This window comes from Nostoc sp. (assembly GCF_036917155.1).
Taxonomy (GTDB): Bacteria; Cyanobacteriota; Cyanobacteriia; order Cyanobacteriales; family Nostocaceae; genus Nostoc.
On sequence record NZ_JBALDZ010000249.1, the window covers coordinates 22,353 to 38,486 of the forward strand.

The window sequence follows — 16,134 nt, forward strand, 5'->3', positions numbered from 1 at the left end:
CTCTTTATTTGATGTGAGCAACGGTAACACCTGTGCCGCCATCTGCTTGTTCTGCTGGTTCATAGTTCTTCACTCTGGGATGCTGTTGCAAAAAGGCGTGGACGCCTTGTCGTAGCTTACCAGTGCCATACCCGTGAATAATCCAGACTGGGCCTGTAGCTTCCGAAATGGCTTTGTCTAAAATATATTCGGCATCAGCTACCCGTTTACCACGCAAATCGATGGTATTTTGAGAAGTCCGAATTTCTGGGACACTTTGCGGTGGCGGGGTTACTGCTGCTGGGGTTGGCTTGGCTTTGACGACTGGTTCGGCTTTTTGACCATCTAAAGATTCTATATCTTCTAACTTTACAGCCATTTTCATTAGCCCAAAGCGAACGCTTAACTGGCCATCTTCATCAGGGGCGGTGATTACGTCGGCTGTCTGTCCCAATTTTGGAACACGGATGCGATCGCCTACTTTGGGCATAAATCCAAGTTTTGGTTTTGCTGGCGTTGCTGGCTGATATTGCTGGCCAATTTGATTCAAAGCGTTGGTGGCTTGCTGCGCCTCTTGGGCTGTGGGCGTACCTTTCTGCAAACGACGAATCACTTGGGCAATTTCACCTTTTGCTTGAGCGATCGCTTGTTGCACTGCTACTTCTTGTGAAGCCCGCAAACTGCTTTCCCTTTCCTCCAAACTTGCGGCTTTTGCGGATACTTCTTTGTATAAACGTTCCGCTTGCTGCAACAAAACTTGGGCTTCAGCAGCTTTGGTTTCTTGACGGCGGCGTTGCGCTTCTAAGCCAGCAATCACCTGGTTAACTTCATCTGTGGCCTCTCCCACTTGGGTTTTTGCCTGTTGTACTACTTCAGGTTTTAATCCCAAGCGCAGGGCAATAGTTAAAGCATTAGAACGTCCGGGGATGCCCCACAGCAGACGGTAAGTGGGCGAGAGAGTACTTTCGTCAAATTCTACAGAGGCATTTTCAAAGCGATCGTCTTCGTATTTTAGGGCTTTCAGTTCGCCGAAGTGAGTAGTGGCAATAGTTAGCTGGGCATGGTTAGCGAGATATTGCAATAAGGCGATCGCTAAAGCACTACCTTCAACTGGATCAGTGCCGGCGCCGACTTCATCAAGTAAGACTAGGGAGTAGGGAGTGGGGAGTGGGGAGTGGGGGATAGAAGAAGAGGGGGGGAGGGGGAGAGGGGGGATTTCTAAATTTTGTTCTTCCCCATTCCCTATTCCCCACTCCCCACTCCCTTTCCCCAATGCTTCTAAAATCCGACTAATTCGGCGGATGTGTCCAGAGAATGTGGATAAACTTTGCTGTAAGGATTGTTCATCGCCAATATCTGCCAGCACTTTATCAAACCAAGGTATTTCTACTGGTTCGCGGGCGGGGACAAATAAACCCACTTTGGCCATCAATGCTGCTAATCCCAAGGTTTTTAAGCTTACAGTTTTACCGCCAGTATTTGGCCCGGTAATTGTCACTACCCGAATTTGCGGACTAATCAACAAATCTACAGGAATTACTGGTTGCCCTTGTTCGTGCTGTTGTTGCCACACTAACAGAGGATGTCGTAAGTTCCGCAAGGTAATGATTTCCTTGTCTTCCCGCTGGATAAATCGCGGGGGATTCGCCCCTAGCCAGTAACTATATCGCGATCTCGCGGTTGCCAAATCTAAGGTGGTGGCGATCGCTAACAATCTCTCTAAATCTGCTTTGACTGTGGCTACTTGTTCCGTCAAAACGCGGCGAATGGTTTCTTCTTCGGCTTGTTCTCTTCTGATGATCTGCCGCAGTTGGTTGCCTAGAGGCACTACTGAATTCGGTTCCACGTACAAGGTTGCACCGCTGGTAGAGGTATCGTGGACTATACCGGGGATGGCATCTTTTTGGGGTGCTTTTACAGGGATGACAAAGCGATCGCTGCGTTGCGTAATTAGCTGTTCTTGAACTGCGCCAGATTTTGCCTGTAAGATATTTTGCAGTTTTTGAGTAATTTGGCTGCGTAATCGCCGTAAGTCTGTGCGAATTTCTCCCAGTTTTTGACTTGCGCGATCAGTTACCTGGGCCCGCTCATCAATACAGCGGTGAATTTCTTGTTCTAGTTCGGGATAAGTCCGCAAATCGGCAACTAAATCAGTGAGTATCGGCAAATCTTCCTGATTGTCAATGACACGGCGCAAATTTCTCGCACCAGCGAGAGTGGTGGCGAGCGCTAACAGTTCATCCCCTGTCAAAGTCCCACTGCGTTCTGCACGTTCCAAGGAATCGCCAATATCTTGAATTCCTTCAAATGACAGCCCCGTAGTCAGGCGATTTTCCAGTTGGTAGACTTCTTTGGTTTGCTCTAACAACTGTTCGCTTTGGATCTGAGAATCGGGTATTTTCAGATGACGCGCAGCTGTCGCCCCTAGCTTAGTTGCCGCAAAGGTGGCAAGGTGCTGGCAGAGGCGATGCCATTCTAATAGTTCTAAGGTTTCAGATTGGATCAAGGTTTCAACATCTAATCTGAAATTATCGTAACAATTATAGTTCCTAGATGGATAAATCTTAAAGAAGAAGATTTTGCTTTAGTCAATAGTCAATTAATTTGGGATTTGGGATTGACCGGATACAGCTTGGCGAAACCAGGAGAAACACACCCAATCCAAAAACCTTACTGAAAAATCAGTAGCCAGATCCGGCACACCTTTCGGGATCTTGCTACTGAATTTCCGCAAACAAAATTCAAACTTGGTAGTCGAGAGTTATTTTACCCTCTACTTACCTTCATCTTTTTCTAGATTAATGTCTTTTATGATACATCAGTTACAGTGACAGGCTATCTCTTAAAAAGTTAAATTAAATATTTATAGGACTCGTATTTGATTTTTGAAAAAGGGACTAGGGACTGGGGATTAGGGACTGGGGACTGGGAAAATTGTTCGGGGATTCAGACCCCAACCAAGTTTTAAAAAAACTCTTCCTAGTCCCCAGTCCCCAGTCCCCAGTCCCCAGTCCCCAGTCCCCAGTCCCGGAGCGCCAGGATTCCCCGACAAGAGACGCCGAAGTCGGGGAATCCTGGCGCGACCCGTTGAAAAACTCAGTACACGTCTATTCCCTTCTTCCCTTGATTTAGATAAAATCTAGCTTAGAAAAAATTGATTTGGGTAGCATTCCATGTACACCTTTTTGGGGACTGTTTACAACTTGAGTAATGTGAAAATTCACAGCTAAACTACATAATACATAAGCATCTTCTGGCGACAAATTTACAAAGCGTTCCAGAAAATCAATCATGTTTTTTAAAGCCAGTTCTAAGGCTTCATCTAAGGTTTGAGCAAAGCCCATTGTGATGATATGAGTTGGAGTTTCGGCAATTGGTGTTGTTAGTTGTAAATCCTTGCGAAGTTTCAGTGTGATTCTACCGTTCATGGAAGTTTCAATGGCGGTGACATTTACTTCGCCGTCTCCTTGTGCCGAGTGTCCATCACCAATGGAAAATAATGCACCTGGTACGAAAATTGGCAAAAATAAACGAGAACCAGCTTGTAATTCCCGATTGTCGATATTACCACCGTAAGAACCTGGTGGGATGGAAGTTCGAGAGGTTTCTGGAGTAGCGACACCAAGAATTCCAAAAAACGGTTTGAGGGGAATTTTTATGCCAGCACCTACTGGAAATTCAGCGATGTTGTTTACCAAATCTAGAGGGATGAATCTCAAAGCAGGTTGAGGAAACTGGTGTGGTAAAGCTCCCCAACCTGTACGAATAGCATTGAAACCGATAGGTAAAGGAGGTGCGATCGCATCTAATTGTACTTCTAAAACATCCCCTGGTTCGGCATCGCGTACATAAATCGGCCCTGTGAGTAAATGCGGCCCCTCGGCAATTTTTCGTTCTGGTAGAAGATTTTGGCAGATGTCGAGAAATTCTGGTGTGAGAAACTCAGGTGGTGCTTTGTCGTAAACGTAGTAACCAGTATAAGTTTCTACGTCAACGGTATCGCCAGAGTCAATAATGAGTGCTGGTTCTAGTCGATGGGAGAAGCCACCCAGATGCACGGTTTCTTTTGAAGCTTTTAAAATGTAATGAGTCATGTCGCTTCTCTACGAGACGCCAAGGGCGAACGCTCCAATTCAAAATTCAAAATGACGCTCACAGATTCGCTAACAAAATTCAAAATTAATAATCTCCATAAATAAATTTACTTGCTCTGTATCCTTTTCTCTTTCAGTCATATAGGACTCCGATTTGATTTCTGAAAATATACTGAGACTGAAAAGCCTGTTTTATAAGGGTTTTATCTGAAATCTTGTTCAAAAATCAGATATGAGTCCTATATCATATCTGCCTAATCACTTATCAAAAAAACCTTTGCGTCAGAACGTCCCCTCAAACAATAAGTATTTAAGCTGTTTTTCCACTTCCCTCAAGTCTCAGATGAAAGGATGCCTACAAGTACTCGTACCAAATTTTCTAAACCTTCAGGAATACGATAAAGTTTAATATCTTCTGTAATTAACTTTTGTTGTCTATTGAGTGTACCAAATTTCCAGTCATCTCCATTAGTAACTGCGCCAAATACAATTGATGATTGATCGTCTAGAGACTGATCCAGAGCTATTAATTCTACTGCTAGTTGTGTAAAGCCTCTTCTGATATCTGATTGTTTTGCTTCAATCACCAATAGAGAATTAGATTTATGTAAGTAATAATCTAAAGTGCCTTTGAGCTTTTCATCCACATGAAGTGGATATTCACTATATAGTTGAGCTTTTGTCTGATCGCAAATTTCAGCAAGGATGGGAGCAATCATAAATTCTCTGATTGATATCTCAGCCATTGGGTTAAAAAGCTTTATATTGCGCTGTAAGTAATTTTGTAAAAATTCTAAATAGCTAATATCAGCAAAGGATATTGGTAATTCTAGCTCTGTGCGATCGTAGCCATACTCAAACTCAGCTACTACATCTATGGTTGGATTAGGCAACAAAAAATATTGACTAAAAGTGTAACTTTGCTCAGGTTTTAAAATTTTATATTTGCTCATAATTTTTATCGTGAATGAACTACATCAAAGATATTACGAATTACGAATTACGAATTGGTATTGTTATTGTTATCTCAATAATTTGCTAAACTCCAACTTTAGGGATAGTAAATAAAAACAATTTGAGCAGGGAATTTAGAGGGGGTTGCAGAGTGGCTGATGATGAACGCATAGTCAATAGACAGCAGATTTATCCAAGGGATTTTTCCTGGGGATTATGGCCTGTTTTGCCACTCTACCCTTATGGCAGGCGGCAGACAATCCGTAAAGAAGTCCTTAAGGACACAATTTGGAATTTTGACCAGATTCAGGGCATTTTCTACGTTGTTGTACCGATTCGCATGACTGTTGTTAAGCTCGAAGCGGGGGGTCTTCTCGTTTATGCGCCTGTTGCGCCAACCCCAGAGTGCATCCGGCTTGTGAATGAGTTGGTGGCAAAACACGGTAATGTTAAGTACATCATCCTGCCAACTATCTCTGGTATAGAACACAAGGTTTTTGTCGGCCCCTTCGCCAGATACTTTCCAACTGCACAGGTGTTTGTGGCTCCCCACCAGTGGAGTTTTCCGCTAAATCTACCCCTTAGCTGGCTTGGCTTACCCCCAAAACGAACTCAATTACTCCCAGAAAATAGTAGCAAAACACCCTTTGCTGATGAGTTTGATTATGCAATGCTGGGCCCCATCGCTCTTGGGACTGGTCGATTTGCGGAAGTTGCTTTTTTTCACAAGCGATCGCATACTCTTTTAGTAACAGATTCCGTGCTTTCGATCCCAGACGATCCACCTGCGATCGTTCTATTAGATCCATATCCGTTGCTATTTCATGCCAAGGATCGTGCTTCTGATCTTGTTGCAGACATTCAGGAAAATCGCCGTAAGGGTTGGCAGCGCATCTCGTTGTTTGCTTTGTACTTTCAACCAAGGGCACTAAATATACCCCAATGGAGTCAGGTGTTGCAAGATGCCCTGAAAGCACCAGAACGCTCAAGAAAAGCCTATTTTGGATTGTATCCTTTTAAATGGCATCCAGACTGGCAGCGATCGTTTGATGCTTTGCGAGGAAATGGGCGTTTGTTTGTCGCCCCAATTTTACAGACATTGATTCTGAACCGCGCACCCAAAGAAACCATTGAGTGGGCTGATAAAGTTGCAAGTTGGGACTTTGAGTGGATTATTCCCTGCCATTTTGATTCACCGATTAAAGCCGAACCGCAGCAATTTCGCCAAGCTTTCTCTTTTTTGGAAAAGCAGCCTGCTGTCAGTGTGGGTTTGTTTAGCAGTAGTAGCTATCCCTTACCAGAGGAGGATTTTAAGGCACTGAGGGAAATCGATGCAGGTTTAAATAAGTTTGGCATTGTGCCAGCAGCAAAGGAGAAGGTGTAGGCATAGAGCAATACGCTTGGGTTAAGAAATTTATCCGTTGAGGCAGGCAGGGGGAGCAGGGGATGCAGGGGATGCAGGGGGGGAAAAAATAGCTTATCTGAACTGTATTGAGGCATAGAGGGCTAATTAGATTTTGTTACCCCTTCAGTTAATTACATTTGAAGCATAAGTGAAAGGGCAAGGACATCCAGGAAGGGTTAAGAGTCTAAGATGTCCTTGATGATGCTTTTTATATCTGTGTCGGCAGGACGTTTTGCAAACTGCTCGTGACTATAAATCCATACAAGTTTAACTTTACACCGTAAGTCCCCCACTGAACCTGTACCCAGGTCAGTGGCGGGATATAAGGTGGGCAATGAGGAATTGACCAACAAGCGACAATAACCGCAGGTTATTCAGAAACGTTGGTCGATGACGAATTGCCAATCTTCATATTTGGAAGTGAATCAATATATTCTTCTATTAGTTGGGTCAAGGTCTTGTCTTGATTCACTGCATAGTTCCTGAACTTACTCATTCTCCTAATGGAAATTCTCAAGCTTATTCTACATTCTTTCATTAAGTCCACCCAATTGACACACGTTTATGTTATCCTAATTTGAGGAGGAAAAACAAATGAGAACTTCATATCAGTATCGATTGCGCCCAACAAAACAACAAATAGTTCAGATTGATAGATGGCTAGATATGCTACGATACCAATACAATTATTTGTTAGCTGATCGTTTTCGCTGGTATGAAGAAAATAGATGCTCTATCAATTCTTGTTCTTTATTTGTTTGTCATTTACCAGAGTTACGAGATAATCCTGACTACTACAGCCAACAAAACTCATTACCTCAACTAAAAAAAGATAGGCCGTGGTACAAAGAAATTCACTCGCAGGTTCTGCAAAATGCAGCAAAACGAGTAGAGTTAGCTTTTGATAGATTTCTAAGTGGAGATTGTAACGGAAAACGAAGCGGAAGACCTCGGTTTAAATCTCCCAACCAATACAAAACTTTTACCTATCCATCGATGAAAGCCGATTGCATCGATAAAGGTTTCATAACTCTTCCTAAGATTGGAAAAGTGAAGCTGACACTACATCGTGCAATACCCGACGGATTCAAAATTAAGACTTGCTCTATCACAAGAAAGGCTGATGGATATTATGTAACTCTTAGTTTAGAAGATCAGACTGTACCTACAATTAAGTCTGACTTCAACCCTGATTCTATAACCGGGATTGATGTTGGCTTGAAAGAATTTTTGACTACCTCTGATCATGATGTGGTCAAAATCCCACAGTATTACCGCAAATCTCAAAAACGTTTGCGAGTCATTCAAAAACGAGTATCCCGCAGAAAAAAAGGGAGCGTTGGTAGGCAAAAAGCTATCAAACAATTAGGTAACCAGCACAAAAAAGTTGCAGATAAAAGAAAAGATTTCCATTTCAAAACCGCGAACAATTTGTTGAAAAAATACGATGTTATTGCGGTTGAAGATTTGAACGTCAAAGGACTTGCACGAACACGATTAGCAAAGTCTATTCTTGATGCTGGATGGTCAAGCTTTCTGTCGATACTACAAATCAAAGCCGAAAACGCTGGATTATGTGTTATCCCAGTTAAAGCATCTGCCACGAGTCAAGATTGTTCTAGTTGTGGGGTGAAAGTTCCCAAAAAACTGCATGAAAGATGGCATGATTGCCCTGGTTGTGGGTGTAGTCTTGACCGCGATCATAATGCAGCGATAAATATAAAGAATAGAGCGGTAGGGCATTCCGTTCTCAAAAGCCAAGAGCCTCCTAAGCGGTAGCCGGATTGTCTTGGAAGCCCCCACTGAAACGGTACTCCGTTCAGTGGCGGGAGATGTCACTTACGCAGTCAATACAATTGACTAAATACATCAATCTGATTTTTCCAGAAGCTCCTTTGGAAACCTTTAACTCGATCTTGTGAAATGACCATCCTTGAGGTAATTTAATCTTTGCAGGTAAAAAATCAATTCCAGATGCAATCCTTATCCCCCGCTCACAATCCCCACCTTATGAGTACATTGAAGGTGGGGACTTCCGCGACACGTTAAACCGTTCTTGCGCGGCTTGAAATGCTTCTTGCATCACCAACTGAATTTTCTGGGGATCGGGTTTTTTACCTCCCATTAAATCACCAAAGTAAACGCAGGCTGCTTCCCCTAGTGCCCAGGTATAAGCGGCTGCCCAAGAGGCGGCGATCGCACTCCCAAAACCTGGTATAAATTTAATTAATTCTCGTGCAATGGCCTGTGCTAAAAAACCACCTGCGATCGCACTTACAACACCTCCCGCCTGAGATGGGGTAACTGTCTGCCCATATAATTTACCCAACAGACCTACCATTGATACTTGCAAGGCAGTGAGTACGGGCATTGTGGCAAATGGCAGAGGTACAGCGGCGAGGGTGGCAGACATAATTGCAAATGGCAAAATATAACGGCGTGCAGCATCTCGGTAGAGGTTGCTAATTTGCTGACCTACTTCTTCTCGATCTAATAGCTGATAAATCGCCTGGGCTTCTGCTTGTGGGAGTAGTTCTGCTAAGGAATCTCGCAGTGCTTCTAAGCCGTAAAATACCGGAGTATAGCCATCTTCTTCTAAGGTAAAGTCGATGAGTACAGAGCGGTCAGTTATTCCTGTGAAGGCTTGTTGGATTGCGGCAAATGGGCGGTTGACTTCCTCATAGTCTGGCGGATAGATGGGATGATCGACGGTATCGGCAGGATAAACCTCATGCAAACAAGTAACTACCAGGAGACAGGGGATGTCTGGATACTTCTGGCGTAGCTGTTGAGTAATTTGTCGTAGGGTGTCAGTTGCAAAATCATTGATTTTAACGGTCAAAAGGAGGATTCTGGCGGAACGAGTTTCCTGTTGTAAATCGCCAACTAACTCCTGAATGATTGTTTGAGTATCTTGTTTGACATCACCCAATCCCACCGTATCAGTAAAAATCAGTAACGGCAGGTCATTGGAAGGATAAGCATAGCGCTGGGTGTGTTGCGTATGAGGACGAAATCCCTGACCGATAATTTCGGCAGAAACTCCCGTCAATCCCCGGACAATTGAACTTTTTCCGGCTTGGGGTTTACCAATTAGAAGGGCTTCTGTGGTTGGTAGTTCGGCTCGGATTTTCTCTAAAATCTCTGCAACCTGAGTTTCACTCACACTAAACCATTCCACAACCGTCTGTGCCACTTGTTCTACGGGTAGGAGTTGCGTTAGACGTGTTGTTGCTTTGTTCCAGACACCACCGAGGCGGTTTGTCCAGGAATTATCGACCGATTTGGTAGTTGCTCCATCGGTCGGTTCACTCAATTGCTGAGAATCATCTTGCTCAGTCATTCCCATGAAAACGGTTGATAGAATTCAATACATCCTGTCTATACTTATCGTACTGTCAAACTTGGTTTCCCTGGAGTTACAATCTAAGGAATTGGGAGCAGTAGACAATTTATGACCGGAAACCACGATCGCGCACAATTTTTGCAAGTTAATGGTTCTGAAAACTCAATACGCTTGGGTTAGCGCCAAAAACCTTGAAATGTGTAGGTTGGATGGAGGAAGGTAGACCCAACCTACCCCGGAGTGTTTTTGAGGCTTAACTAATAGACATCTCCAGAAATTAAATATGCGTTATCCAGAATCCTTGTAGAGACGTAGCAGTGCTACGTCTCTACATTCATTTTCACCAGATGTCTAATGACCAATGACCAATGACTACTTGATCAAATCAGCGATCGCTTTTACCAATACATCTGGATCTACTGGTTTGGAAATATGCATTTGAAATCCTGCTGCTAGTGCTTGCTGTTGATTCATTTCTCCAGCATAAGCTGTCAGAGCGATCGCTGGTACGCTTCCTCCTTGTTGGGGCGATCGCGATCGCACTTCCCGCATCAGCATATAACCGTCTGTCTTTGGCATTCCAATGTCACTAATTAAAACATCTGGTATCGACTCAGATAGTGCTTGTAGTGCTTCTTGTGCTGATGCTACGGCGGTTACTTTTACACCGTAGTCTTGCAAAATAAAGGTAACTAAGTCGCGAATATCGGGTTCATCATCTACTACTAAAACTTGAGTGTCCGAAAGGAAGGAGGATTCAGTCTCACAAGGTAAAGATTGATTCTCCTCATGTCGAACCTGTTCACTTCTAACCAAAAGTGGTAGCTCAACTGTGAAGGTTGCACCCGCTTCTTCTCCAGGACTTTCGGCTTGAACTTTTCCCCCATGCATTTCTACAACCTTACGCACGATGGCTAGTCCTAAACCTAGTCCGCCAAATGTCCGCGTAGTTGTGCCATCAGCTTGGCGAAAGTAATCGAACACATAAGGCAAAAAGTCTGGGATAATTCCCTTACCTGTATCACTGACCTGAATTTGAATCTGATTAGCGGCTTCCATGAGTCGAATTTCTACCCGTCCTCCTGTTGGTGTAAATTTTACTGCATTGGAGAGCAAGTTCCACACAACTTGTTGCAGCCGATTTGGGTCGCCCATCACTTGTCCCAAAATTACATCAAATATGGTCTGAATTTGAATTGACTTGGCTTCTGCTGCTAGTCGTACCGTTTCTAGTGCGGCTTCAACTACCATTACCAAGTTAACTGGACAGACATTCAAGTTTAATTTTCCTTGGAGGATGCGAGACACATCTAACAAATCTTCAATTAGTTGGGTTTGTAACTTGGCGTTGCGTTCAATGGTTTCTAAGGCGTGGTTAGTAGTTTTTTCGTCAAATTTGCGAGTCCGCAGCATTTTCGACCATCCCAGGATCGGGTTGAGTGGGGTTCGTAGTTCATGGGAGAGAACTGCTAGAAATTCATCTTTAATTTTGTTGGCGATTTCTGCTTGTTGGCGTGCTGTCCTTTCGCATTCGAGGAGGCGATCGCATTCTTTTTCTGCTAATTTGCGATCGGTAATATCTAGTACAAAAGCAACACCATGTTCTTGAGAGTCATTCAGCAGGGCCACCCCCAAGACAATTGGTACTCGCTTGCCGTTGCGGTGGATGTACTCTTTTTCGTAAATTTTGGAAATTCCTTTGGCTTGCACCTCTAAAATGGCGCGATCGTCTAAATCTTTATACTCAACAGGACTAAGTTCTCTCCAATTAATTTTACCTAAAGTGGCAAACTCATCACGAGTGTAGCCAGCTAGTTGAAGAAAGGCATCATTAGCATCAATAACTAATCCATCTACAGTCCAAAAGGCGACCCCAATGAGGTTAGATTCAAACAAACGCCGAAATCGTGCTTCACTTTCACGTAATGATTTTTCTGCCCGTTTGTGTTCGGTAATATCACGAGAAACAGCAATTACGCCTTCAATTGTTTGGTCAATATTGCGTAATGCGGTGAGGATGTATTCATAATAATGAATGCCATCAGTGGAAACATATTTACACTCATCCTTGAGCGGCTCACCAGTTTTCATTACAGCTTGTCGTTGATGATCTACCTGCATTATTAGGTCTGCGGGTAAATCCAATTCTGGCAAAGTTTTGCCGATAATATCTTGGGGTTTTAAGCCTAGTATTGTTGCTCCGTCACGACTGATATATTGATAACAACCTCTACGATTAAAGATATAAATATGATCGACGGAGGCAGTAAGGATAGCATTTAAGATATTTGCCTGTTCTTGGACTTGGGTTGTTAGTTCGCGAGTGCTTTCTTCTGCCTGCTTGCACACAGTAGTTTCCATACAAACACCGATCATTCGCACTGCTTGACCCCGAACGTCATAAATAAATTTTCCTTTAGCAGAAATCCAATGTACGCTTTGGTCTGACCGAACTATACGAAATTCATCGTTGTAGTCAGTTTTGTGTGCCAAAGCGTGAGCGATCGCCTGCATGACAGATTGCTTATCTCCAGGATAAACGCACTTTTGAAACGTCTCGTAAGGACCATCAAAACTACTTGGAATTAGACCAAAAAGCATTTCATAATTTTCAGACCAGATTACTTGATTGGTAACAACATTCCAATCCCACAAGCCCATCTCAGAAACATCTAGAACTAGTCTCAGCCGTTCTTCACTCTCTCTTAAAACTACTTCTACTTGCTCTCGCTTGGCAATTTCTTGTTGAAGTTGTTGTAAAATCACTTCCACATTTTTTGGTATATTGATAGTAGATGTATCCTTCTCAATATGTAACTCTACAACTGGAATATGAGGATTTTCTACTTCTTCTGGTAGATTTCTTTTTAATTCTATTAATTCTTCCTCAAGCGCTGCTTGCCTTTGCTGATAAGATATCTCTAATTGCTCTAACTCAGCCACACGCTGCCATAAAAGTGCTAATTCATTATCAACATTTGGCATCTTGTACACCACTCATACTTAATAGTATCGACTTGAAGAGTCGGTATCCCCTAGTTCAATCTAGGAATTTTTAGCTAAAAAAAATACAATCTATCAAAAGGTATATAAACACTTAAAAATTCCAAACTTAAAATATTATCACAGCAATCATTTAATCTATCCTATCAACTATATGTTTTTTTAAGCAAAAGCATCTGATAAATTTCAGTCAAAAGGCATATATGAGTCTCAATAACTGTAGGGTAAGTACTGCCACAGATATCAAAATTGAGGTTTTCGGCACCAGTCAATAATGCCCACCCTACAAAAGTAGCTAAAGAAAGTTTATCTCTTTAATCGCATGACGGCTGCACCTATTAATAATGCCACTACCTGCCCCCAGAAAACAACACCCGATTGATTTACGCCAACAGGAGGAATATTTAAGCTGCCGATACCATAAAATAATTGTTGCCCAAACCACCAAAATATATAGAAAAAGGCCGGTACTTGGATAGGGATATACAAGATTATTAACGGTAAAATCGTGTCAATTTTAGCTTTAGGAAACTTCATAACATAAGCTCCTAATATAGCTGCGATCCCACCATTCGCCCCAATCAATGGTACTGTCAAACTCGGTTCAGTCAGAATTTGGACTACCTCTGTAATCACGCCAGCAGCTAGATAAAATCCGAGATAGTGTTTGTGTCCCAGAAGATTTTCTACAGTTTTCCCAAAAACCCACAAGAATAGCAGATTTCCTAATATTTGACTAAAACTGCCGTGCAGAAATATTCCAAAAAGTAGCGAAAATGCTCGCCAAATTACAATTATCCAAGCAGCATTGTTGAAAAAGAGTGCATTTGTAATTGCCCCACTAATTTGCGCTGGAATTACACCCAAAGTATTGATAAAATAGCCCAATTCATCATTAAATTCTAGTTTAAGTTCCCATAAAAACACAGCCAGATTAATGCCAATCAACCAATAATTAATAATCGGCTTACTTCGACAACGAATATTATCACTAATAGGAATCATATAGATTTGGGGCATTGGGCATGGGGCATGGGGCATTGGGCATGGGGCATTGGGCATTGGGCATTAGGTATTTGCTTATTCTCCTCTTGCCCCCTCATCTCCCTTATCCCCCTCATCCCCCTCATCTCCCTATTCCTTAACGTGTGGCAAGATTGAAATCAGATCGCATCGCACTTAATTAGGTAAACGAGATGCTGGGAAACACACTTGTAGGAAGATACCAAATTATTAGTAACTTGGGAGGTGGGGGTTTTGGTGAAACTTTTGTGGCTTCTGATACTCAATTACCTGGTTCACCTCTATGTGTTGTTAAGAAACTCAAACTCCAGGCAAGCGATCCAGTAACTTTGGAGACAGCTAGGCGTTTATTTAATACGGAAGCACAAGTTCTTTATAAATTAGGAACTCACGATCGCATTCCCCAACTTTTAGCTTATTTTGAGGAGGATGCCGAATTTTATCTCGTACAAGAATTAATTGAAGGCCACGACCTGAGTCAAGAATTAACACCAGGTAAAACCCTAAGTCAAGAGCAAGTAATTTCACTTTTACAAGAACTTTTGACAATCTTAGAATTTGTCCATCAACAGAATGTAATTCATCGTGATGTCAATCCGCGAAATATTCTCAGACGCCAACCAGATGGCAAACTAATTTTAATTGATTTTGGTGCGGTTAAACAAATTGCTACTCAAGTTATTACTCCCCAAGGTCAAACTATTGCAACAGTAGCTATCGGTACACCTGGTTATATTCCTAGTGAACAAGCTCATGGGACACCAAAATTAAGCAGTGATATCTATGCTGCTGGAATAATTGCTATTCAAGCTCTCACTGGATTATCACCAGAAGAAATAGTCAAAGATGCTGATACTAATGAAATTATCTGGCATAATCAAGCCACGGTTACGCCAGAATTCGCTCAATTCTTAGATAAAATGGTGTGCTACGATTTTCGTCAACGTTATGCTTCGGCAACGGTAGCATTACAAGCGCTGAAAGAATTAACACAACCACCGACAGAAACAATAGCTTTAACTCCCATTTCGCCGCCAAAAAATATTAACAAACCTCAGCCGAAAAAAGGTACATTGAGTAAGATTTTACTATCAATATTTTTGCTTGGGGTTGGCGGTGTAGCATCAATATTTATTTGGAATAATATTAATTCAAATAATGCCATAGAATTATCTAAGCAAGGAAATACGCTTTTTGATTTGCAACGTTATCAAGATGCGCTAGAAGTATATGAAAAAGCCGTTAATATTCGACCAGATTATCCTCAAGGCTGGAATGGTCAAGGCAAAACGTTAGATAAATTAAAAAAGTACAAAGAATCATTAGTGGCGTATGACAAAGCAATTCAAATTAAACCAGATTATTTAGATGCTTGGGTTGGAAGAGGCTTTGTATTAGGAAATTTACAACGATATCAAGAAGCAATCGCTTCTTTTGACAAAGCTTTACAATTAAATAACAACAACTCAGAAGTCTGGAATGCTAAGGGCGAAGCTTTCAGTAATTTAAACCAATATGACCAAGCAATTAAGTCTTATGAAAAGGCAATTGAACTCAAACCAGATAATTACGAAGCTTGGTACAAAAAAGGATTAGCGTTGCAGAATTCTAAACGATATGAAGAAGCGATCGCAGCCTTGGAAAAAGTTGTTGAACTCAAACCAGACTACGAGCAAGCTTGGTATAACTTGGGAAATAATCGAGTGAAGATCCAACGCTATCAAGATGCATTCACCGCTTATGATAAAGCAGTACAATATCAGCCAAATTATTACCAAGCTTGGTTGTCAAGAGGTAATGTACTGCTGAATCTACAACGTTATCCAGAAGCGATTGAATCTTTTAATCAAGTAATTAAATCCAATCCTAGAAACTACCAAGCATGGTATAATTTGGGCTGGTCGCTGCATCAAAACCAACGTTATGAAGAAGCAATAAAATCTTACAATAAAGCGGCAACAATTAAGCAAAATGACTATCAACTCTGGTATAATCTAGGGAATTCACAATACATATTGCAGAAATACGAAGATGCGATCACATCTTATAATAAGGCAGTTCGTTATAAACCAGATCATTCTGAAAGCTGGTATAGCAGAGGCAATGCGCTATTAAATTTGAAGCGGTTTAAAGATGCGATCGCCTCTTACGATCAAGCAATAAAATACAAGTCTAATTACCAACAAGCAATAGACGGCCGTAATCAAGCTCAAATTCAACTGCAAGGCGAAATATCAAAGCCTAAGCCTGTAATTGTGCCAGTTCTCCCATTTCCTAATTCCACCAATCCACCGCAAGGGAATTAAAAATTAAAAATTAAAAATGAATAC

The 16,134-nt window shown here is 42.0% G+C and carries 8 protein-coding genes and 1 pseudogene; 3 read left to right on the plus strand and 6 right to left on the minus strand.

Going from position 1 to position 16,134, the window contains the following annotated elements; genetic code table 11:
* Positions 1-4: 4 nt before the first annotated feature.
* The 3 genes from V7K67_RS33805 to V7K67_RS33815 all read right to left on the minus strand — a co-directional run bounded on the left by V7K67_RS33805 (position 5) and on the right by V7K67_RS33815 (position 5,026).
* Complete coding sequence (locus tag V7K67_RS33805; protein WP_334733769.1) at positions 5-2,485, minus strand: endonuclease MutS2; 2,481 nt, start codon at positions 2,483-2,485, stop codon at positions 5-7.
* A gap of 622 nt (positions 2,486-3,107) precedes the next feature.
* Entirely contained in the window at positions 3,108-4,073 is a 966-nt protein-coding gene (locus V7K67_RS33810; protein WP_334733768.1) for an acetamidase/formamidase family protein, read from the minus strand.
* A gap of 332 nt (positions 4,074-4,405) precedes the next feature.
* Positions 4,406-5,026 (minus strand): hypothetical protein, encoded by a 621-nt coding sequence (locus tag V7K67_RS33815; protein ID WP_334733767.1) that lies wholly within the window; start codon positions 5,024-5,026, stop codon positions 4,406-4,408.
* A gap of 152 nt (positions 5,027-5,178) precedes the next feature.
* Between V7K67_RS33815 and V7K67_RS33820 the strand changes: the two genes are divergently transcribed.
* Entirely contained in the window at positions 5,179-6,411 is a 1,233-nt protein-coding gene (locus tag V7K67_RS33820; RefSeq protein WP_334733766.1) for a DUF4336 domain-containing protein, read from the plus strand.
* Between the two features lie 615 nt (positions 6,412-7,026).
* Positions 7,027-8,296, plus strand: a pseudogene (locus V7K67_RS33825) (RNA-guided endonuclease InsQ/TnpB family protein).
* A 144-nt stretch (positions 8,297-8,440) separates the two neighbouring features.
* Here V7K67_RS33825 and V7K67_RS33830 read toward each other — a convergent pair.
* The 3 genes from V7K67_RS33830 to V7K67_RS33840 all read right to left on the minus strand — a co-directional run bounded on the left by V7K67_RS33830 (position 8,441) and on the right by V7K67_RS33840 (position 13,786).
* On the minus strand, positions 8,441-9,775 hold the full coding sequence (locus tag V7K67_RS33830; RefSeq protein WP_334730027.1) for a GTPase family protein: 1,335 nt from the start codon (positions 9,773-9,775) through the stop codon (positions 8,441-8,443).
* A 375-nt stretch (positions 9,776-10,150) separates the two neighbouring features.
* Positions 10,151-12,763, minus strand: a complete 2,613-nt coding sequence (locus V7K67_RS33835) for a PAS domain-containing hybrid sensor histidine kinase/response regulator (protein ID WP_334730026.1) — start codon at positions 12,761-12,763, stop codon at positions 10,151-10,153.
* A gap of 324 nt (positions 12,764-13,087) precedes the next feature.
* Positions 13,088-13,786: a rhomboid family intramembrane serine protease gene (locus tag V7K67_RS33840; protein ID WP_334730029.1), complete on the minus strand. Its 699-nt coding sequence runs from the start codon at positions 13,784-13,786 to the stop codon at positions 13,088-13,090.
* Positions 13,787-13,977: 191 nt separating this feature from the next.
* On the opposite strand from V7K67_RS33840, the gene V7K67_RS33845 reads away from it, so the two are divergent.
* Positions 13,978-16,110 (plus strand): tetratricopeptide repeat protein, encoded by a 2,133-nt coding sequence (locus V7K67_RS33845; protein ID WP_335170286.1) that lies wholly within the window; start codon positions 13,978-13,980, stop codon positions 16,108-16,110.
* The last annotated feature ends 24 nt before the right edge of the window (positions 16,111-16,134 follow it).

Bases quoted from the DNA above. Each gene is read 5' to 3' on its own strand.
- V7K67_RS33815 (WP_334733767.1), bottom strand. From the start codon at position 5,026: ATGAGCAAATATAAAATTTTAAAACCTGAGCAAAGTTACACTTTTAGT.
- V7K67_RS33810 (WP_334733768.1), bottom strand. From the start codon at position 4,073: ATGACTCATTACATTTTAAAAGCTTCAAAAGAAACCGTGCATCTGGGT.
- V7K67_RS33830 (WP_334730027.1), bottom strand. From the start codon at position 9,775: ATGACTGAGCAAGATGATTCTCAGCAATTGAGTGAACCGACCGATGGA.
- V7K67_RS33840 (WP_334730029.1), bottom strand. From the start codon at position 13,786: ATGATTCCTATTAGTGATAATATTCGTTGTCGAAGTAAGCCGATTATT.
- V7K67_RS33845 (WP_335170286.1), top strand. From the start codon at position 13,978: ATGCTGGGAAACACACTTGTAGGAAGATACCAAATTATTAGTAACTTG.
- V7K67_RS33835 (WP_334730026.1), bottom strand. From the start codon at position 12,763: ATGCCAAATGTTGATAATGAATTAGCACTTTTATGGCAGCGTGTGGCT.